Origin of the sequence: Streptomyces viridosporus T7A, from assembly GCF_008704515.1 — a bacterium.
In the GTDB taxonomy this organism is placed as follows: Bacteria; Actinomycetota; Actinomycetes; order Streptomycetales; family Streptomycetaceae; genus Streptomyces; species Streptomyces viridosporus.
In genome coordinates, this window is the sequence record NZ_CP023700.1 from 1,672,210 (window position 1) to 1,693,134 (window position 20,925).

General features: G+C 71.8%; 13 protein-coding genes and 1 rRNA gene. 4 read left to right on the forward strand and 10 right to left on the reverse strand.

The window, feature by feature from the left end:
* Positions 1–251 precede the first annotated feature (251 nt).
* Positions 252–1,782 (reverse strand): 16S ribosomal RNA (locus CP969_RS07895).
* A gap of 569 nt (positions 1,783–2,351) precedes the next feature.
* Between CP969_RS07895 and CP969_RS07900 the strand changes: the two genes are divergently transcribed.
* Together CP969_RS07900 and ptsP are read left to right on the forward strand one after the other, a co-directional pair.
* On the forward strand, positions 2,352–2,801 hold the full coding sequence (locus CP969_RS07900; RefSeq protein WP_016827174.1) for a PTS sugar transporter subunit IIA: 450 nt from the start codon (positions 2,352–2,354) through the stop codon (positions 2,799–2,801).
* Between the two features lie 77 nt (positions 2,802–2,878).
* Positions 2,879–4,549, forward strand: coding sequence for a phosphoenolpyruvate--protein phosphotransferase (ptsP, locus tag CP969_RS07905; RefSeq protein ID WP_004990856.1), 1,671 nt, complete (start codon positions 2,879–2,881; stop codon positions 4,547–4,549).
* A gap of 79 nt (positions 4,550–4,628) precedes the next feature.
* Here the strand turns inward: ptsP and CP969_RS07910 are convergent, their stop codons facing one another.
* Together CP969_RS07910 and CP969_RS07915 are read right to left on the reverse strand one after the other, a co-directional pair.
* Positions 4,629–5,522 (reverse strand): hypothetical protein, encoded by an 894-nt coding sequence (locus CP969_RS07910; RefSeq protein WP_016827172.1) that lies wholly within the window; start codon positions 5,520–5,522, stop codon positions 4,629–4,631.
* Between the two features lie 158 nt (positions 5,523–5,680).
* Positions 5,681–7,648 (reverse strand): acetoacetate--CoA ligase, encoded by a 1,968-nt coding sequence (locus tag CP969_RS07915; RefSeq protein WP_016827171.1) that lies wholly within the window; start codon positions 7,646–7,648, stop codon positions 5,681–5,683.
* A gap of 211 nt (positions 7,649–7,859) precedes the next feature.
* Here CP969_RS07915 and CP969_RS07920 point away from each other — a divergent pair, with 211 nt between their 5' ends.
* Positions 7,860–10,238, forward strand: a complete 2,379-nt coding sequence (locus CP969_RS07920) for a glycoside hydrolase family 31 protein (RefSeq protein WP_026085343.1) — start codon at positions 7,860–7,862, stop codon at positions 10,236–10,238.
* On the opposite strand, the gene CP969_RS07925 is transcribed toward CP969_RS07920, so the two are convergent.
* The 7 genes from CP969_RS07925 to CP969_RS07955 all read right to left on the reverse strand — a co-directional run bounded on the left by CP969_RS07925 (position 10,229) and on the right by CP969_RS07955 (position 19,882).
* Positions 10,229–10,765, reverse strand: a complete 537-nt coding sequence (locus CP969_RS07925; protein WP_004990849.1) for an NUDIX domain-containing protein — start codon at positions 10,763–10,765, stop codon at positions 10,229–10,231. The genes CP969_RS07920 and CP969_RS07925 overlap by 10 nt on opposite strands.
* A 58-nt stretch (positions 10,766–10,823) precedes the next feature.
* Complete coding sequence (locus CP969_RS07930) at positions 10,824–11,633, reverse strand: M15 family metallopeptidase (RefSeq protein ID WP_026085342.1); 810 nt, start codon at positions 11,631–11,633, stop codon at positions 10,824–10,826.
* Between the two features lie 209 nt (positions 11,634–11,842).
* Positions 11,843–12,448, reverse strand: a complete 606-nt coding sequence (locus CP969_RS07935; protein WP_004990846.1) for a GTP-binding protein — start codon at positions 12,446–12,448, stop codon at positions 11,843–11,845.
* Positions 12,429–16,130, reverse strand: a complete 3,702-nt coding sequence (locus CP969_RS07940) for a hydantoinase B/oxoprolinase family protein (RefSeq protein WP_016827168.1) — start codon at positions 16,128–16,130, stop codon at positions 12,429–12,431. Before CP969_RS07940 ends, CP969_RS07935 begins: the two co-directional genes overlap by 20 nt.
* A 24-nt stretch (positions 16,131–16,154) precedes the next feature.
* Positions 16,155–16,550, reverse strand: coding sequence for a DUF742 domain-containing protein (locus CP969_RS07945; RefSeq protein WP_016827167.1), 396 nt, complete (start codon positions 16,548–16,550; stop codon positions 16,155–16,157).
* 9 nt (positions 16,551–16,559) lie between these two features.
* Complete coding sequence (locus CP969_RS07950) at positions 16,560–16,994, reverse strand: roadblock/LC7 domain-containing protein (RefSeq protein ID WP_004990842.1); 435 nt, start codon at positions 16,992–16,994, stop codon at positions 16,560–16,562.
* The gene (locus CP969_RS07955) at positions 16,991–19,882 is read right to left on the reverse strand and encodes a nitrate- and nitrite sensing domain-containing protein (protein ID WP_016827166.1); all 2,892 of its coding nucleotides are present in this window, start codon (positions 19,880–19,882) and stop codon (positions 16,991–16,993) included. The genes CP969_RS07950 and CP969_RS07955 overlap by 4 nt, the downstream gene beginning before the upstream one ends.
* Positions 19,883–20,296: 414 nt before the next feature.
* Between CP969_RS07955 and CP969_RS07960 the strand changes: the two genes are divergently transcribed.
* The gene (locus tag CP969_RS07960) at positions 20,297–20,920 is read left to right on the forward strand and encodes a hypothetical protein (protein WP_016827165.1); all 624 of its coding nucleotides are present in this window, start codon (positions 20,297–20,299) and stop codon (positions 20,918–20,920) included.
* Positions 20,921–20,925 lie beyond the last annotated feature (5 nt).

Genomic DNA, 20,925 nt, shown 5'->3' on the forward strand with positions numbered 1-20,925 from the left:
TGCTGCACCGGGGCCGGCGACCGAAGACCCGGCCTGGCGGCCGTGCCCTCAGACACCCAACAGCGTGCCCGACACGGCCGGCCGACCAGATCCGCGTTCCACGCCCCGCAGGGGCAGTACTAGCGCCTGGTCCGTCCTGGACCGTGCCGAGTAGTCAACGTTCCACCCATGAGCAACCAGTGCGGGACGTGCGCCCGCATGCTGGCCTCTGACCGCGATCCCTAAGGGACGCGGTGAGAAGTGCTCCTTAGAAAGGAGGTGATCCAGCCGCACCTTCCGGTACGGCTACCTTGTTACGACTTCGTCCCAATCGCCAGTCCCACCTTCGACGGCTCCCTCCCCAGGGGGGTTGGGCCACCGGCTTCGGGTGTTACCGACTTTCGTGACGTGACGGGCGGTGTGTACAAGGCCCGGGAACGTATTCACCGCAGCAGTGCTGATCTGCGATTACTAGCGACTCCGACTTCATGGGGTCGAGTTGCAGACCCCAATCCGAACTGAGACCGGCTTTTTGAGATTCGCTCCACCTCGCGGTATCGCAGCTCATTGTACCGGCCATTGTAGCACGTGTGCAGCCCAAGACATAAGGGGCATGATGACTTGACGTCGTCCCCACCTTCCTCCGAGTTGACCCCGGCGGTCTCCCGTGAGTCCCCAGCACCCCCGAAGGGGCCTGCTGGCAACACGGGACAAGGGTTGCGCTCGTTGCGGGACTTAACCCAACATCTCACGACACGAGCTGACGACAGCCATGCACCACCTGTACACCGGCCACAAGGGGGACCGTGTCTCCACGGTTTTCCGGTGTATGTCAAGCCTTGGTAAGGTTCTTCGCGTTGCGTCGAATTAAGCCACATGCTCCGCCGCTTGTGCGGGCCCCCGTCAATTCCTTTGAGTTTTAGCCTTGCGGCCGTACTCCCCAGGCGGGGCACTTAATGCGTTAGCTGCGGCACGGACGACGTGGAATGTCGCCCACACCTAGTGCCCACCGTTTACGGCGTGGACTACCAGGGTATCTAATCCTGTTCGCTCCCCACGCTTTCGCTCCTCAGCGTCAGTGTCGGCCCAGAGATCCGCCTTCGCCACCGGTGTTCCTCCTGATATCTGCGCATTTCACCGCTACACCAGGAATTCCGATCTCCCCTACCGAACTCTAGCCTGCCCGTATCGACTGCAGACCCGGGGTTGAGCCCCGGGCTTTCACAACCGACGCGACAGGCCGCCTACGAGCTCTTTACGCCCAATAATTCCGGACAACGCTCGCGCCCTACGTATTACCGCGGCTGCTGGCACGTAGTTAGCCGGCGCTTCTTCTGCAGGTACCGTCACTTGCGCTTCTTCCCTGCTGAAAGAGGTTTACAACCCGAAGGCCGTCATCCCTCACGCGGCGTCGCTGCATCAGGCTTGCGCCCATTGTGCAATATTCCCCACTGCTGCCTCCCGTAGGAGTCTGGGCCGTGTCTCAGTCCCAGTGTGGCCGGTCGCCCTCTCAGGCCGGCTACCCGTCGTCGCCTTGGTGAGCCGTTACCTCACCAACCAGCTGATAGGCCGCGGGCCCATCCTGCACCGCCGGAGCTTTCCACACCGAGGAGATGCCTCCCGGTGTCGTATCCGGTATTAGACCCCGTTTCCAGGGCTTGTCCCGAAGTGCAGGGCAGATTGCCCACGTGTTACTCACCCGTTCGCCACTAATCCCCACCCGAAGATGGTTCATCGTTCGACTTGCATGTGTTAAGCACGCCGCCAGCGTTCGTCCTGAGCCAGGATCAAACTCTCCGTGAATGTCTCCCCGTGATCGGGGCGCACACAACACGGGAGCGGAACGCCGGGAGGAATAGTCCCGGCGTTCACAGCGTCCTCGCTGTGTTTCTTCAAAGGAACCTCGGCCATCGGTGTACCCGATGGACGGGGTATCAACATATCTGGCGTTGACTTTTGGCACGCTGTTGAGTTCTCAAGGAACGGACGCTTCCTTCGTACTCACCCCTCCGGGCTTTCCTCCGGGCGCTTCCCTTCGGTCTTGCGTTTCCGACTCTATCAGTGTTTTTCCGGCCTTCTGACCACCGCTCTGCAGACATGCAGAAAGGAATCCAGAAGTTAGGATCTGAGCGAGTCGATATTTTCTGCCGAGCGAGGACGCTTGCTGCGTCGCTCAGCCCCAGGCAGGACTTAAGACTGTACACGGGGTCGCGGACCGCATGCAAATCCATTAGGCTGGGTGGTCTAGACCTCTGATCTGGACCTGCCGCCCGGAACCGGTACGTCATATGACATACGCTGCTGAACAGCGCACCGTCCGGGCCGGAACAGTGACGGCGCCCCTATAGATCTCCACCCCGGGAGGCTTTCCCATGACCACCGTGACGTCCCCGCTTGCAGGACGGGCCATCGGACTGGCGTCCGTACCCGATCCCGTCTTCTCCGGGGCCATGGTCGGCCCGGGTACAGCGATCGACCCCGTCCGGGAGCCCTCCGAGGCCGTCTCTCCCGTGGACGGCGTCATCGTCTCCCTGCACCCGCACGCGTTCGTCGTCGTCGACGAGAGCGGCCACGGTGTGCTCACCCACCTCGGTATCGACACCGTGCAGCTCAACGGCGAGGGCTTCGAGCTGCTCGTCAGCAAGGGCGACACCGTCAAGCGCGGCCAGAGCATCGTGCGCTGGAACCCGGCCGCCGTCGAGGCCACCGGGAAGTCCCCGGTGTGCCCGGTCGTGGCCCTCGAGGCCACGGCGGACGCCCTCTCCGAGCTTCGTGACGACGGCGATGTGAAGGTGGGCGACAGTCTCTTCCTCTGGAAGTGACGCCGGCGCCGTCCCGGACGGCGAACAGGACGACCAACGGGGCGGCGGGAGCCGCCGCACTACGGGAGACGGGTGAGATGGAGACAACGCTGCGAGGCGTCGGCGTGAGCCACGGTGTGGCGATCGGCGAGGTCCGGCACATGGGGACGGCGGTGCTCGAGCCGCCGGCCAAGCAGATCCCGGCGGAGGAGGCGAAGCGCGAACAGGGGCGCGCCCGCAAGGCCGTGGAGGCTGTGGCCGCCGATTTGACGGCGCGCGGCAATCTGGCGGGGGGCGAGGCCCAGGCGGTGCTCGAGGCCCAGGCCTTGATGGCCCAGGACCCCGAACTGATGACGGACGTGGAGCGGCGTATCGCCGTCGGCAGCACCGCCGAGCGTGCCGTGTACGACGCGTTCGCCGCGTACCGCGAGCTGCTGGCGGCTGCCGGTGAGTATCTGGCGGGTCGGGTGGCCGACCTCGACGACGTGCGGAACCGTATCGTCGCGCGGCTGCTCGGGGTGCCGATGCCGGGGGTGCCGGACAGCGACGAGCCGTACGTTCTCGTGGCCCGGGACCTCGCTCCCGCGGACACGGCGCTGCTGGACCCGACCCTGGTGCTCGGTTTCGTGACCGAGGAGGGCGGGCCCACCAGTCACAGCGCGATCCTGGCGCGTGCGCTCGGTGTACCCGCCGTGGTCGCCCTGCCGGGTGCCGGCGAACTCGCCGAGGGCACCGTGATAGCGATCGACGGCAGCAGCGGTGAGATCTTCGTGAACCCGAGCGAGGAGAAGAAGGCACAGCTGGAGGCGGCTGCGGCCGAGCGCAGGGCGGCGCTGTCGGCGTCGACCGGGCCCGGCGCGACCGCAGACGGCCACAAGGTGCCGCTGCTGGCCAACATAGGGGGCCCGGCGGATGTGGCGGCCGCTGTCGAAGCGGGCGCGGAGGGCGTGGGCCTCTTCCGCACGGAGTTCCTCTTCCTGGACGACAACGAGAACGCTCCTTCCGAGGAGAAGCAGGTCGCGGCGTACCGGCAGGTGCTCGAGGCGTTCCCCGAGGGCCGTGTGGTGGTGCGTGTGCTGGACGCGGGCGCGGACAAGCCGCTGGACTTCCTCACGCCGGCCGACGAGCCGAACCCGGCGCTGGGCGTGCGCGGTCTGCGCACGCTGCTCGACCACCCCGAGGTGCTGCACACCCAGCTGACGGCGCTGGCGAAGGCCGCGGAGGGGCTGCCCGTCCACCTCGAGGTCATGGCCCCGATGGTCGCGGACCGGGCCGACGCCAAGGCGTTCGCGGACGCGTGCCGTGCGGCGGGGCTGCGGGCGAAGTTCGGTGCGATGGTCGAGATCCCCTCGGCCGCGCTGCGGGCGCGCTCGATCCTGCGGGAGGTGGAGTTCCTGTCGCTGGGGACCAATGACCTCGCGCAGTACACGTTCGCCGCCGACCGCCAGGTGGGGGCCGTCTCCCGGCTGCAGGACCCGTGGCAGCCCGCGCTGCTCGACCTGGTGGCGCTGTCCGCGGAGGCGGCGAAGGCCGAGGGCAAGAGCTGCGGCGTCTGCGGCGAGGCCGCGTCGGACCCGCTGCTCGCCTGTGTGCTGACCGGTCTGGGAGTCACCTCTCTCTCCATGGGTGCGGCGTCCCTCCCCTACGTACGGGCGACGCTGGCGAAGTTCACGCTGGCGCAGTGCGAGCGGGCCGCTGCCGCGGCCCGGGCGGCGGACAGTGCCGAGGAGGCACGTGACGCCGCCCGGGCGGTGCTCTCGGGCGAGTAGCCGGACAGCTCCGGAAGGCAGTCGGTTTCCCCGAGGGGCGCCCCACCGCAGGTGGGGCGCCCCTCTCCGGCTCCGCGGTTCAGTGGCGGTGGGCCGGGTCCGGGCCCTCTTCTTCCCCGAGGTCGGGCGGCGCGCAGTAGTCGACGTTGGACTCCGGGGCGATGAGGTCACCGGACTCGACGTCGGTGCAGTAGGCGTCGAAGACCTCTCCGGCGGTGAGGGGTTCGAGGCCGTGGGCGCGCAGGCGCCAGCCGTGGACGCGGTCGTGGGCGCCGGGTGAGCTGGTGCGCATGACCAGTCCGCCGGGGCGCTCGGTGGCGAGACCGACGGCCAGGACGGTGGTGAACTCGAGGGCTTCGGCCGCGTCCGGTTCGCCGCGGCCGGCGCTGTCGTCGGCGTGGAGGACGGCGGTGAGGGCCTCGGGCGGTCCGGAGACGCTGCACACGAGGTGCCGGTCGCCGGGTGGGGCCGTGTCGAGGATGCGGGCGAGGAGGCGGGAGGCGCGGGCGAAGGCGGCGCGGCCCAGGTCCTCGCCGCACGAGGCGCAGGGACCGAGGCGGGCGAGGAGCGTGGCCGCGTACTCCCAGGTCGCCCGGCGAACGGCCTCGTCGACGAGGGTGGGCAGCAGATCGGCCAGGGGCTGGCCCTCGTAGAGGACCGTGGGTCCGGTGGTCGCGATCTCGGCCGTGAACCGGGTGCGGCTGCTCCGGCTGTCGGGGTCGAGGCCCGTTTCCCTGCAGAACTCGGTGTACTCCTCGGGGTCGAAGAGGGCCAGTGTGGTGTGGCTTCCCTGCAGCGCGCGTGTTCTGAGGACGGCCTCCACGTGCCTGAGGTAGGTGGCGTGGTCGTCGAAGGCGAAGCTCCGGTAGTGCCGCATGGCCCGGAAGTCGTGCTCGTCGGCCAGCAGGCCGATGGTGCCTGCGATTTCGCGGCGCAGGACACGCCGCAAGGTTCGGTGGTCGGTGTACGCCATGTCTCCCCCTCTGCACGGTCGATCAATGCTCACTCACAGTAATCGTCGGCACTGACAACGGCGTGCGAAGAGGGCGGTGGCGGTGACGCGGGGTTCCCGCGCGCGCCGACCGCGGAGCCTGCCGACCGGCGGGGGCCTGCGCCGCCCGCCGGGGGCGGTCAGGCGCGTTTGCGGGCCAGTTCCTCGTAGAAGCCGAGCAGGTCGAGGTTGTCGATGGATCCCGGGTTGACCGCCTTCTCCAGGGGGGTGCCCTGGAGGAGTCGCTTGACCGGCACCTCGATGCGCTTGCCGGTGAGGGTGTGGGGGATTCCGGGCACCTCGATGATCTCGTCGGGGACGTGGCGGGGTGACAGTTGCTCGCGGATGGTCCGCTTGATGCGGTCCAGCAGGTCCTCGTCGAGGGCGGCTCCCGGTGCCAGGTGCACGAACAGGGGCATCCAGTAGCCGCCGTCGGGCTGCTCGACGCCGATGACGAGGCACTCCTTGATCTCCGGGAGGCGTTCGACGGCCTCGTAGATGTCGGCCGATCCCATGCGGACGCCCTGGCGGTTGAGCGTGGAGTCGGAGCGGCCGTGGATGACGACGGAGCCGCGGGAGGTGACGGTGATCCAGTCGCCGTGCCGCCACACGCCGGGGTAGGTGTCGAAGTAGCTGTCGTGGTAGCGGCTGCCGTCGGGGTCGTTCCAGAAACGGACCGGCATGGACGGCATGGGGTTGGTGACGACGAGTTCGCCGACCTCGTCGATCAGGGGGTTGCCGTCCGGGTCCCAGGACTGCAGGTCGGTGCCCAGACCGGGGGCCTGGAGCTCGCCCACGTGGACGGGGAGGGTCGGTACGGCTCCGGCGAAACAGGAGCACACGTCCGTGCCACCGCTGACGGAGGCGATCCACAGGTCGTCGCGGACCTCGTCGTGCAGCCAGCGGAAGCCGTCGGGGGGCAGCGGGGACCCGGTGGTGGCGACGCACTTCACCGCCGAGAGGTCGAAGTCGCGCGAGGGGTGCACGCCGGCCTTGCGGCAGGCCATGACGTAGGCGGCGGAGGTGCCGTAGAGGGTGGCACCGGTCCGTTCGGCGATCCGCCACTGGGCGCCCGTGTCCGGGTGGCCGGGGCTACCGTCGTACAGGACGATCGTCGTTCCGGTCAGCAGGCCGGAGACGAGGAAGTTCCACATCATCCAGCCGGTCGAGGTGTACCAGAAGAAGCGGTCCTCCGGGCCCAGGTCGCAGTGCAGGCCGAGCTGCTTGAGGTGCTCGACGAGGATGCCGCCCTGGGACTGGACGATCGCCTTGGGCAGTCCGGTGGTGCCGGAGGAGTAGAGCACCCACAGCGGGTGGTCGAAGGGCACCTGCTCGAAGACCGGTTCCGTGTCCGCGGAGGTGAGGGCCGACCAGTCCAGTGCGCCCCGGGGGGCGTCGGTGCCGAGCAGCGGGATGTGGACGACGGCGCGCAGGGTGGGCAGTTCGCGGCGCAGTTCGGCGACGACGTCGCGGCGGTCGTGCTCCTTGCCGCCGTAGCGGTAGCCGTCGACGGTGAACAGGACGACCGGTTCGACCTGCTGGAAGCGGTCGAGGACGCTGCGGGCGCCGAAGTCGGGCGCGCAGGAGGTCCAGACGCCGCCCACGGCCGCGGTGGCGAGGAGGGCGACGACGGCCTGCGGGATGTTCGGGAGGTAGCCGCTGACCCGGTCCCCGGGGCGTACTCCCAGGGAGCGCAGCTCGGCCGCGAGGGAGCCGACCTGGCGGCGCAGCTCGGTCCAGGTGACGGGGCTCGGGTCGTGGGTCTCGTCGACGTACAGGAGGGCCGGTTCGTCGGCGCGGGACGCGGCCGCGCGCAACGCGTGCTCGGCGTAGTTCAGGGTCGCTCCGGGGAACCACTGGGCGCCCGGCATCGAGCGGTCGCCCAGCACGCGCGCGCAGGGGGTCGCGAAGCGGACGTCGAACCACTCCGTGACCGCTTTCCAGAAGGTGTCCAGCTCGTCGACGGACCAGCGGTGCAGCGCCGCGTACCCGCCGTCGGCGGGGGCGCCGTGGTGCTCGGCGGCCCACGCCTGGAACCTGGTGATCCGTGCTCGGGCGATACGTTCCGGATCCGGCTGCCAGAGCGGCTGGGGGTTCACGGTCGACATGGGGCGGCTCCCGGACTGTACGCGTCGTGTGCGTCTGCGCGCACGAGCGGGGGTGTGCGCGTGACGCGGCTGAGAGGGACGATGCCATGTGATCGACTTCCGCACCAGGGTGCCCCCGCATAGTCCGTGTCATGAGGATGTGGTCCGATCGCGGATGAACGGCAGTTGAACGAGACGCATGCGGGATGCGGTCAATGGCAGGGTGAGCAACATGGACGGTCGTGACCTGGTGCGTTCGGTGAAATCGGTCGGTTCGGTGGGGGCGGCCCAGGGGTTGCGTACCGTACGGGCAGCGTGGCGCAGGCGGCGGACCGACGCCACCGGGCTGCCGCCGCGCGGGCCGGAGCGGGCGCGGGTGCCCGGGACCGTGCGGGAGGTGGAGGCGGAGCCCGGTGGCGGCGTCGTCCGGTTCGATCGTTCGGAGCTGCGGATCCTCGTCGCGGTGAACGGGGCCGTCTTCTGGGGGTGGGACGGGGCGGCTCCGACACCGTCCCACGCGCTGGCCGGCCGCTGTCCCGAGCCGGATCCGCGGGCGGCGCTGGAGCCGGACAAGGACGGCGGCTGGCGGGTGGTGGCCGAGCGGGTGACGGTGGCCGTCTCACGGCACGGCGCCGTGGAGGTGCTCACCCCCGGGGGTGTGACGCTGCGGCGTGATCTGCCGCCGCGGTGGTGGGAGCCGGTGGGCGGCGGCGCGGCGCGCTGGGGGCAGCGCTCGGAGGTGCCGGCGGACGCCCGCTTCTTCGGGCTCGGGGGGCGTGCGGTGGGTCCCCGGCTGCGGGACGGCACGTACCGGTTGTGGAACACCGCCCCCGGCCGGGTCTTCGGGCCCGGCGACGATCCGTCGAGCATCACGATGCCGGTGCAGCTGGTGGTGGCCGACGCGGGTACGCACCTGGTGTTCCACGACAGTTCGTGGGACGGCACCGTGACGCTGCGGGAGGGGGAGGAGGGCGCCGGTTCCGGTCACGACCGGGCCGGGACGAGTGAGCTGCGGATGGACGGCGGTCCTCTGCGCTGCTGGGTGATGGTGGGCACTCCCGCGCGCGTGCTGCTCGCCTGGGCGTCGCTCACCGGTGCGCCCGCGCTCCCGCCCGTGTGGGCGCTCGGCCACCATCTCGCGTACGAGGGCCTCGGCGGGGAGGAGGAGGTGCGGAGGGTCGTCGCGGGCCACCGGGAGCACGGGCTGCCGGTCGACGCCGTGCACCTCGGTGCCGGCCGCTTCGACGCCCGTCAGGTGTTCACCGTCGGCCGGGAGCGGTTCCCCGAGCTGCCGGTCCTCGCCGACGAGCTGCGCCGCGACGGAATCCGGCTGGTGTCGGTCGTCGGCCCGGCGGTCGGGGCCGTGCCCGGCGACGCCGTGTACGACGAGGGGACGGCCCTGGACGCGTTCGTGCGGGACTCCTCCGGGGAGGTCGTGCGGGGAGTCGCGTGGCCGGGGGACGCGGTCTTCCCGGATTTCACGCACCCGCGCGTGCGTGCGTGGTGGGGCGGGCTGTACGCGGAGAGCCTGGCGCGGGGGTTCGCCGGTTTCCGGCACGACCTGGACGAACCGACGTCGTTCACGGCCTTCGGGGAGCCGACGCTCCCGCGCTCGGCCCGCCACGCCCTGGACGGACGGGCCGGCGACCATCGCGAGGCGCACAACGTGTACGCGCTGTGCATGGCCGAAGCGGCGTTCGAGGGGGTGCGGGATCCGGCGCCCCACGAGCGGCCGTTCGTCTTCTCGCGCTCCGGGTGGGCCGGTATGCAGCGTTACGGCGGGACCTGGCCGGGGGGTGCGGCGACGGGGTGGGCCGGGTTGCGTGCGGGGCTGGCGCTGGTCCTGGGACTGGGACTGTGCGGCGTCCCCTGTTCGGGGCCGGACCTCGGCGGCTTCGACGGGGATCCGCCGCCCGAGCTGTACCTGCGCCGGCTCCAACTGGGCGCCTACTTGCCGTTGTTGCGCACGCACACCGGTCCGTGCGCGGGGCGCGGGGAGCCGTGGGGGTTCGGTGCCGAGGTCCTGGAGCACGCGCGCGCGGCCCTCGTCGAGCGCCGGCGGCTGCTGCCGTACTTCATGACGCTGGCGCATCTGGCCCGGCGCACCGGGGCCCCCTACGTGCGGCCGCTGTGGTGGTCGGCTCCCGAGGAGCGTGCTCTGCGCGACTGTGAGGACGCGTTCCTGCTGGGCGACTTCCTGCTGGTGGCGCCGGTGCTCGCTCCGGGGGTGGACCGGCGGACCGTTCCCCTGCCCCGGGGGCGCTGGTACGACACGGCGACGGAGCGGGCGTACGAGGGACCGGCCCGGGTGCTGGTCGAGGCGCCCCCGGAGCGGATTCCGGTGTTCGCGCGCGCGGGAGCCGTTCTTCCCGTGCGGGGAGAGGACGGCGGGCCGGAGCTGGAGGTGTGGGCGCCCGCACGGGGGCGGACCGGCGGCGGGTGGGTCGTGCCGGACGCGGGCCACGGACGGGAGGACCCGGAGCTCGAGCGTCTCACCGTCCGCTGGGCCGGTCCGCGGCTCGTCGTCGAGCGGGAGGGCGCGGACGGCGCCGGCGCGCCGGCCTGTCCGGTGCGCTTCCGCGGGCTCGGACCGGGCCGGGGTCAGATGTAGCGGCCCTCGAACCAGGCCCGCACGGCCAGGGTGTGCAGGGGGAAGGCGAGTTCCGCCGGGCGGCGCAGGAGGCGCCGCTCCTGCGTCTCGTCGGTGGCGGCGAAGGGCGGCAGGCTCTCGGCGGGCCGCTCCGGTAGGAGTCCGAACAGCAGCAGGTGTCCGTCGGGTGAGCTCATCGCGTCGGCGAGCCGTACGTCGCGGCTCGCCGCGTCGATGCCGGTCTCCTCCCTGAGCTCGCGGACGACCGCCCGGCGCCAGTCCTCACGGTCGTCGATGTAGCCGCCGGGCAGAGCCGTGCCCCCGCGTGCGGGGGCGACGGTCCGGGTGATGACGACCAGGGCGGTGCCTTCCGTGTCGTACACGGGCTGCAGGGCCACCGCGACCGGCAGCGGGTTGCGGTAGGCCACGGTGCCGCAGGCCGGGCAGGTGCGGGGCCAGCCGGAGACGCCCTCTCCGAAGGGGGCGCCGCAGCTCGAGCAGTGGGAGCCCGGAACGGGGTCGGGGACGGGGGTGTGGGTTCGGGACACGCGCGGACTGTAGCGGACCGCATCCGATCGCGGGAGGGGCGTCTTGAGAAGGTCTCGCTCAGCGGTGGCCGGTGAGCGACCTGCGGGACACCGGGAAGTCGAAGTAGGTGTCCGGGTGGGGTTCGGGCTTGAAGGTGTAGTGCCACCACTCCTCGGCGAGGTTCACGAACCCGAGGTCCTCCAGGGTGCCCTTGAGCAGGAGTCGGTTGGCGCGCTGCTCGCCTTGGACACGGGGGTCGAGGGTGTGGCTGAGGGTGTCGAAGCAGTCGTATCCGGTGCCCATGTCGACGGAGTTGTCGGGGAACCGCTCGTCCTCGGGGGCGAAGCAGGGCGTCAGGGGCTGCCCGGGGCGGTAGGGCGGGGTCGGCCGTGCGGGGAGCTTCACGAGGGTGAGGTCCACCGTCGAGCCCCGGCTGTGGCCGGATCTCTCCGCGATGTAGCCGTCGGCGAACAACCGGCTCTTGTCGACGTTCGGGTAGAACTCGGCCTTCATCGCCTGGTCGTCGGGGTCCTCGGCCCAGCGCACGAAGTGGTCCACGGCGCGCTGGGGCCGGTAGCAGTCGTACACCTTGAGGGAGTAGCCCCGGCGCAGCAGCTTCCGCTGGGCCGTGTGCAGGGCCTGGGCGGCGGGGCGGGTGAGGATGCACAGGGGTTGCCGGTAGCCGTCGACGGGCTCGCCCACGAAGTTGTGCGGGGTGAAGTAGCGCATCTCCTGGAGGATCGTCGGGTCCACGCTGCTCAGCGCCACGAAGTCCTCCGGCGCCCTGGGCTCGGGCTTCGCCCGGGCGGGTGCGGAGGCGGCGGTCGTTGCCAGCAGGGCGGCGAGCGCGGTGACCAGGCCGCGCACCGCTGCGGAAAGTCGTGTCATGCCCCCTTCATCTATCAGGAGCGGGCTCCGCCGGGGAAGCACCCCGGCCCGCTTCGTCCCCGCGCGGACCGTCCGCCGGGGCGGGAAGGGATTCGACCGCACGGCCGACAACCGTCGCGGTCGGCGGCCTTCCGGACCGCGACCCGTACTCCGGTCGGTGGGGTACGGGCCGTGTCCGAGGCCGCCGGGTCCGGGCCGGGCCGGCGGCCTCAGGTGGTGACCGCCCGGCGGTGCCGCGCGGCCTGTGTCATGGCGTGCTGGACGACCCCGACGAGGACCTCCTTGACCGATTCACGCTCCCGGGCGTCGCACATCAGCAGCGGTACGTGGTCGTCGAGGTCGAGGGCGCGGCGGATGTCGTCGGCCGGGTACCGCGCGGCGCCCTCGAAGCAGTTGACTCCGACGAGGAACGGTATGGAGCGCCGCTCGAAGTAGTCGATGGCCGCGAAGCAGTCCTCCAGGCGCCGGGTGTCCGCGAGCACGACCGCGCCGAGCGCGCCCTCGGCGAGCTCGTCCCACATGAACCAGAACCGCTCCTGGCCGGGCGTGCCGAAGAGGTACAGCACCAGGTCCTCGCGCAGCGTGATGCGGCCGAAGTCCATGGCCACGGTGGTGGTGTTCTTGGCCTCCACACCGCTGATGTCGTCGACCGGGCGCCCCGCCTCGGTGAGCAGTTCCTCGGTGCGCAGCGGCCTGATCTCGCTGACCGCGCCGACGAGCGTGGTCTTGCCCACGCCGAAGCCGCCGGCCACCAGGATCTTGAGCGTGAGGGGCTCGATCGGGGGCTTGCCGCGCTCAGAGCGCCCGAGGATCATCGATCTCTTCTCCTGCTCGATGGGGGTCGGACGGCGGGCCGTATCCTCCGCCGCCGGGGGTTTCGATGACGAGTACGTCGCCGGGGCCGACGTCCGCCGAGTCGCTTCCGGCGAGCCGGGTGACCGTGCCGTCCGCCCGTTCGACCCGGTTGGCGCCCGGCGCGCCGGGCGCACCGCCGGCCATGCCGTACGGAGGGACCCTGCGGTGCTGGGACAGGGTGGAGACGGTCATGGGCTCCAGGAAGCGGATGCGGCGCACGGCTCCGTCCCCGCCGCGCCACCGTCCGGCACCGCCGCTGCCGCGGCGCACCGCGAACTCCTCGAGGCGGACGGGCAGCCGCCACTCCAGGACCTCGGGGTCGGTGAGCCGCGAGTTGGTCATGTGCGTCTGCACGACGGACGCGCCGGGGAAGCCGTCTCCCGCGCCCGAGCCGGAGGCGACGGTCTCGTAGTACTGGTGGCGCGCGTTGCCGAAGGTGACGTTGTTCATCGTGCCGGAGCCCTCGGCCTGGACGCCGAGCGCCGCGTACAGGGCGCCGGTGATGGCCTGGGAGGTCTCCACGTTGCCGGCGACGACCGCGGCCGGCGGCTCGGGCGCCAGCATGGAGCCGGGCGGCACGACGATCCTCAGCGGGCGCAGGCAGCCGTCGTTGAGCGGGATGTCGTCGGCGACCAGTGTGCGGAAGACGTACAGGACGGCCGCGTTGACGACCGAGAGCGGGGCGTTGAAGTTGGTGGGCAGCTGGGCGGACGTGCCGGTGAAGTCGATGGTCGCCGAGCGGCTCGCACGGTCCACGCGCACCCGCACGCGGATGACGGCGCCCGAGTCGGTCTCGTAGGCGTACTCGCCGTCGTCGAGGGTGTCGATGACGCGGCGCACCGCCTCCTCGGCGTTGTCCTGGACGTGCTTCATGTACGCCTGGACGACGTCGAGGCCGAAGTCCTCGATCATGCGGCCGACCTCGTCGACGCCCTTGCGGTTGGCGGCGATCTGGGCCCGCAGGTCGGCGAGGTTGGTCTCCGGGTCGCGGGACGGGTGGGGCGCCCCGGTCAGGAGCCGGAGGGTCTCCTCCTCGCGGAAGCGGCCGTTCTCGGTGAGCAGCCAGTCGTCGAGGAGGACGCCCTCCTCGTCGATGGTGCGGCTCCCGGCCGGCATGGAGCCCGGGGCGATGCCGCCGATCTCGGCGTGGTGGCCGCGGGAGGCGACGTGGAAGAGGACCTCGTGGTCACGGTCCGTGTCGCCGGTCGGCCCGCTGCCGAAGACCGGGGTGATCACGGTGACGTCGGGCAGATGGGTGCCGCCGTGGTACGGGTCGTTGACGGCGTAGGTGTCGCCGGGGCGCATGGTCGGGCCGCGCCGTCGGATGACCTCTTTGACACTGGTGCCCATCGAGCCCAGGTGGACGGGGATGTGCGGGGCGTTGGCCACCAGGTTCCCGTCCGGGTCGAAGAGGGCGCAGGAGAAGTCCAGGCGTTCCTTGATGTTGACGGACTGGGCGGTGGACTCGAGGCGGGCGCCCATCTGCTCGGCGATGGACATGAAGAGGTTGTTGAAGACCTCGAGCAGGACGGGGTCGACTTTCGTGTCGAGATCGGAACTCTGCGTAACCGCGGTGCGTTCCATGAGCAGATGCCCGTCGTCGGTCGCCGCGGCTCGCCAGCCGTCGTCGACGACCGTCGTCGCACCGGCCTCGGTGATGATCGCCGGGCCGGTGACGGTGTCGCCGGGGGGAAGGTCCTCGCGGCGGTGGAGGGGCACGTCCCGCCAGGCACCGCCGGTGTGGAGGCGGACGGTCCGCGGGGCGGCGGGACTGCTTCCGAAGGAGCGCTCGCCGGGGGCCAGGGCGGAGAGATCGGGGGGGTCGGTGATGCCGGTGGCTTCGACGGAGAGGGCTTCGACGACGATCGGCCGGTCGAGCGTGAAGGAGTACGTGGTGCGATGACGTTCCTCGAAGACGCGGCGCATCGCGTCGGGCTCGGTCAGCTCGACGGTGAGGGTGGTGTCGGTCCCGTCGTAGCGCAGCTGGGCGCGGCGGGTGACCTCGATCCGCTCCTCGGGGACGTCCTCGGCGAGGAGTTCGGCGCGGGCGGCCGCCTCCAGGTCGTCGGCGACCGTGCGGACGCCGGGCATCGCGTCGGGTCCGAGGGGTGCCTCGACGGAGCGCTCGCGCATGGCCGTGGTGTCGGCGAGGCCGATGCCGAGTGCGGACAGGACACCCGCCATGGGCGGGACGAGGACGGTGCGGATGCCGAGGGAGTCGGCGACCCTGCACGCGTGCTGTCCGCCCGCACCGCCGAAGGTGGTGAGGGTGTAGCGGGTGATGTCGTGGCCCTTCTGCACGGAGATCCGCTTCACGGCGCCCGCGATGTTGGCGACGGCGATCTGCAGATAGCCCTCGGCGACCTGCTCCGGGGTGCGGTCGTCGCCCGTCCGCTCACGGATGTCCCGGGCGAGGGCGGTGAAGCGCTCCCGGACGAGTGCGGCGTCGAGGGACTGGTCGCCCTCCGGGCCGAACACCGCGGGGAAGTGGTCGGGGGGGATACGGCCGAGCATGACGTTGGCGTCGGTGACGGCGAGCGGGCCGCCGCGCCGGTAGCAGGCGGGGCCCGGGTCCGCGCCCGCCGAGTCCGGCCCCACCCGGTAGCGGGAGCCGTCGAAGTGGAGGACCGAGCCGCCGCCGGCGGCCACGGTGTGGATGTCCAGCATGGGCGCGCGCAGCCGGACGCCGGCGATCTGTGTGGTGAAGACGCGTTCGTACTCGCCCGCGAAGTGCGAGACGTCGGTGGAGGTGCCGCCCATGTCGAAGCCGATGACGCGGTCGTGGCCGGCGCGCTGCGACATGCGCGCCATGCCGACGATGCCGCCGGCCGGCCCGGACAGGACGGCGTCCTTGCCGCGGAACTGCCCGGCCTCGGCGAGTCCGCCGTTGGACTGCATGAACATCAGCCGTACGCCTTCGAGGGCGTCGGCGACGTGCCGTACGTAGCGGCGCAGCACGGGCGAGAGGTAGGCGTCGACCACGGCGGTGTCACCGCGCGGGACGAGCTTCATCAGCGGGCTGACCTCGCTGGACAGCGAGATCTGCGGGAATCCGGCACGGGCGGCGAGTTCCCAGATCGCCCGCTCGTGGGCGGGGTGGAGGTGGCTGTGCAGGCAGACCACGGCGACGGCCCGGATCCCGTCGTCGTACGCCTGCCGCAGCGGTTCGGTGAGGGCGTCCAGGTCCGGGGGGCGCAGGACGGTGCCGTCGGCGGCGATGCGCTCGTCCACCTCGACGACCCGTTCGTACAGCTGGTCGGGCAGGTCGATGCGGCGGGCGAAGATCCGGGGGCGGTTCTGGTAGGCGATGCGCAGGGCGTCGCGGAAGCCGCGGGTGGTGATCAGCAGGGTGCGTTCGCCCTTGCGCTCGAGGAGGGCGTTGGTGGCGACCGTGGTGCCCATGCGCACGGCGTCGACGGCGTCGCCCGTACCGGCGGGCTCGCCGGCCGCGGCCAGCAGCGCGCGGATGCCCGCGACGGCCGCGTCGGCGACGGGTGCCCCGGCGTCCGGGCGGGGCCCGGAGCGCCGGAGGGCGGGGGTGTCCGACAGCAGTTTGTGCGTGAGCAGCCGACCGTCCGGGCGCCGCGCGACGATGTCGGTGAAGGTGCCGCCCCGGTCGATCCAGAATTGCCAGCCTGCCATGTCAGTACCCCGCTTCCGCGCCGGTCACAGTGCCCGGAGACCGGCGATCACGTCGCGCAGAATACTCTCGTCCGGCAGTTCGGCCGGGGGTACGGGCCGGTTCACGTGGACGAATTCGGTGTCGACGAGGTCTCCGACCAGGACCCGGACCACTCCGACCGGCAGATCGAGTTCGGCGGCGAGTTCGACGACCGTCTGCGGGGTGTCACGGCACAGTTCGACGATGTCCACGTGCTCCGGGGAGAGCGTCGGGTCCGTCTCCGGGTCGTCGGCGTGGCGTTCCGTGACGACCACCGCGATCAGGTCGAGGCGGTGCTGGGCCGCACTGGTGGTGCGGCCCCGCGTCATGGCGTACGGACGGACGACCGGCCCGGCCTCGTCGTCGAACCAGTGGCTTCTCCCCTGACCGTCAGCGCTCATGTCATCCCACTACCCGCCCGAGGGCAGATCGGTGCGCGGAGCGGCGCCCAGATGCACACCGACCCGCTTCACGAGGAGCGTCATCTCGTAGGCGACCTGTCCGACGTCGGAGTCGGCGTCCGCGAGGACGGCGAGGCAGCTGCCGTCCCCGGCGGCGGTGACGAACAGGAACGCCTCGTCGAGTTCGACGACGGTCTGACGGACCTCGCCCGCCTCGAAGTGGCGGCCCACGCCCTTGGCGAGGCTGTGGAACCCGGAGGCGACGGCGGCCAGGTGCTCGCTGTCCTCACGGGTCAGGTCCTTCGAGACCCCGGTGGGCAGGCCGTCACCGGAGAGCACGATGGCCTTGCGGATGCTCGCGACGCGCTCCACCAGGTCGTCGAGGAGCCAGTTCAGCTCCCCCTTGTCGGTCGCGGTGTGGCCGGTGGCCTTCGGTGCGGTCATCGACCGTTCTCCTCTGTCGTTCGTCGTGGTGCCGTGCCGCTGTCGGCGTCGTCGCCCGCGGCGTTCTCCTCACGGCCGCGCTGCCAGCCCCGCTGGAGCGAGGCCATGCGGCTGCGTACTTCTTCCGCGTCCCGTTCCACGGGCCGGGTCCTGTCCTCGCTGCGCGGTTCGGTACCGCGCTTCAGCTGCGGGGCGAGGCTGGCCTGCCGTTTGCGCCGGGGCAGTGGTCCGGCGTCGGGCCGTGCGGCGCCGGTGTCCTGCGGCGCGCCGCCGGGCCCGGTCCCCGCCGTCGCGTCCGCGGCCGGTGCGGAGTCGTCCGGGCCGTTCGACGCGCTCGCGGGGCGGCGCGTGCGCCGGGGAAGGAGGGCGGGGGTCTCCGGCTGGTCGCCGCTCGCTCGGCCGGAGGGCTCCGGGGGCTCGCTCCGTTCCCCGGCGCGGGCGCCGGTCCCGGGGCGGGCGGGGTCCGCGCGCCGTCTGCGGGAGGGGAGGGCCGGCAGCGTCCCCGCGTCCGGTGGTCCCTGCTCGTGCTCCGACGGGGCGGCCGTGTCCTCGTCCGTCCGCTCCCGGCGGGTGCGCCGGTCTCCGACCGGGCGTCCGTGGGAGCTGACCAGCTTGGGTGCCCTCCGGCGGGGCAGCGGGACCGGGGCGCTCGTCCGGTCGTCCTCGCCCCGGTCGTCCCCCTCACGGGTGCCGGGGGTCTGCTGATGCTGCTCGCGGTGGCGCCCGGGCCGCTCGTCCTCGGAGCGGGTGAGGGAGCGGTGGGGGCGGAAGAGGCCGCCGTGGCCGCTGCCCTCGTCGCCCAGCGCGCCGGGGAAGTCGTCGAGGGCGTCCAGGTCGACCGGGGATTCCAGTTCCACCGGTCCGTCCAGCAGCGAGGCGGGCAGTCCGGGCCGTTGCACGGGCGTCCGGGAGAGCGCGGCGTCGCGGCTCCGCCCCTTCTTCCCCTCCTCGGCCCGCTGGGGCCGGTCGAGGCGGAAGCCGACGCCGTTGGTGTCCGGCACGTCGTCCGTCAGCAGCGCGTCGGGGATGAGGACGACTGCCGTGGTACCGCCGTACGGGGAGGGCTGGAGGGAGACCCGGATGTTCTGACGCCGGGCGAGGCGGCTGACCACGAAGAGTCCGAGCCGGTCGGTGTCGGTGAGTTCGAACTCGGGTGTCTCGGCGAGCCGGAGGTTGGCGTCCAGGAGCGCGTCGGCCGCCATGCCGAGACCGCGGTCGTGGATCTCCAGGGTGAAGCCGTTGGCCACGCGCTCGCCCAGGACCTGGACGGCGGTGTGCGGCGGCGAGAACACCGTGGCGTTCTCCAGGAGTTCGGCCACGAGGTGGGTGAGGTCGGCGACGGCCGGTCCGGTGACGGCGGTCCTCGGCAGGCGGCGGACCTCGATGCGCTCGTAGTCCTCGACCTCGGCGACGGCGGCGCGGACGACGTCCATGAGCTGGACCGGCTTGCGCCACTGCCGGGAGGGCGCGGCGCCGGAGAGGATGACGAGGCCCTCGGCGTGCCGCCGCATGCGGGTGGTCAGGTGGTCCAGGCGGAACAGGTCGGCGAGTTCCCCGGTGTCCTCGGTCCGGCGCTCCATGGTGTCCAGCAGGGTGAGCTGCTTGTGGAGCAGGACCTGGCTGCGGCGGGCGAGGTTGACGAACACCTCGGAGACGCCGGCGCGCAGTTCCGCCTGCTTGACGGCGGCCTCCACGGCGGCGCGCTGGAGGGTGTTGAGGGCCTGGCCGACCTCGCCCAGCTCGTTCTTGTCGTACTCCAGCCGCGGGACCTCGGTCTCGACGTCTACCTGTTCGCCGGCCGAGAGGCGGCGCATCACGCTGGGCAGCCGGACGCCGGACGCCTCGTGCGCCTCGAGACGCAGCTGCCGCAGGTCCCGGATGAGGCCGCGGCCGATGCGTACGGAGAGGAAGAGGGAGAGCAGGAGGGCGACCAGGCCGAGGGTGCCGGCGACGACGGCCTGGACGATGACGCCCATGGCGACGGGACGGACGCGGTCCTGGTAGCGGTCGGTGGCCTGGTCGTTGAGCGTGCCGAGTTCGGTGAGCACATGGCCGGCGGCGGTGTCCCAGCTCTTCGCGGTGATCCCGCGGGGCGGCCCGGCGCCGGAGGAGACGGCCGCCTCCTCCCCCACGCGCAGCGGAGCGGACGCGGCGTTCTTCCAGAAGGCCTCGTAGCGGTCGCGCTCGGAGGCGGGCAGCAACGGCAGGCTCACGTCGTACATCAGCGTGCGCTGGGCCACGAGGTCGGAGACGTCGCGCACTTCGGCGGGGGACAGCCTGCCGACGATCAGGGCGGAGCCGAGCAGGGCGTCCTCCCGGGCGAGCAGTTCGCGGGCGCGGGCCAGGTTGACGAGGGCCCGGTACTGCTTGTCCAGTTCGACGTCCTCGACCACGTGCAGATGGGCCAGCAGGACGTAGCACGGGTCGACCAGCCGGTTGTAGAGGTCAAGGGCCTGGGAGCGGTCGACGGTGCCGTCCTCGACGCTGCGGCGCAGGGACTCGATGCCCTCGAAGGAGTCCAGTACCGCGTTCAGTTCGCCGGAGTCCTGGTGCATGGCCGCGCGCACGTCGGGGTCCGCCGCGCTCGCGCGGACGCGCTCGACGGCCTTGTCCGTGGCGGCGCGGCTGCGCCGGAGGGCGGCGATCCCGTCGGAAGCACGGGGGTCCGCGAGGTGGACGAGGGTCTGCCGGCGCTCCTGCTGGAGGACGCGGACGGTGTCCTCGACGGGGTAGCCGACCTCCTCCATCACCGACGACACATCGAACAGGTGGCTCGCTTCGCGGCCGGTGAGCACCGTGGTGAAGGCCCAGATCGCCGTCAGGGACACCAGCGGCACGAGAAGCAGCGCCACGATCTTCCGGCGGATGGACTTCCCGCGAAAGCGCATGGCCTCCCCCAGCTCGCCCCCGACCGGACGGGGTACACAGGTGCGTCAACAAACGGCGCGAGCCTACTACCGAGCCCCGGTCAACTCGAAGAGTCGACCGGAGGCCGAAGTTCCGCTCTACGGGCGGGACATGGGGAGTTGTCCGCCCATTGCGGGAGATTGCCGCCCGCGATCGGAGGGTGTCCGCGGGCCGATCTCCCGGGCCCGCGGGGCTGGTTGGCCGATTTCTTTCCTCGTCCGGGAATCCTCGGGACGTTCCGTTCGTCCTTCTCTGTGGGAGATGGGGGCGGAATCGGCCACAGGAGCCGTGTCCCACATCCGGGCGGCGTAAAACAGTGCAAGCCGGGCAGCCGCGGGGAACCAGGTCTGAGGACATGAGTGAGCGGTCTGCCGGCGGTGGGGAGTGACACGTTGATGGGCACGGCGGAGCGGCGCGGGGCGCCCGAGGACGGCGCGGCGGCGCAGGTGGGGATCCGGTCGGATGCCGAGGCGCCGGAACGCGGCGCTTCCGGGGCCGGGCGCGGGGCGGTCGGCGGACGCGGCGTCCCGGCGGCCCGGCGCGGCGGCGCGCGGGCGGAGCAAACCGGCGACGCGGCGCACGAAGCCGCGGAGGACACCGGCACGCCCGGTGTCCGGGGACAGACGCACCACCGGCCCCTGTGGGTCGAGGAACCGGCGCGGCGACGCCGGCTGCCGGACCCGGTGCGGACGGCGGCGGTACGGGCGGTGCTCGTCATCGCCGTGACGCTGATTCAGGCCATGGTGGCCCTCCTGTGCACGCTGGCCGGCTCCTGGCTGGCTTTCCCCATGGTCGTCAGCAGCGTCGTCAGCACGATCCTGGCGACCTGGGCGGCCCTGGACGTGTGGGTGACCCGCCAGGTCTGGAACCAGCGCCACGGTGTGGTGTCCACCCCCAGCAGCACTGCGCGGGCCCTGCGGCGCGAGCGGCGCCGCGCCCGGCGCCAGGAGCGGTCCGCCGAGCGGACGCGGACGCGCATACGCCGGCGGGGCGGGGCCGGGCAGCTGTCGCACTCCTGACGGCG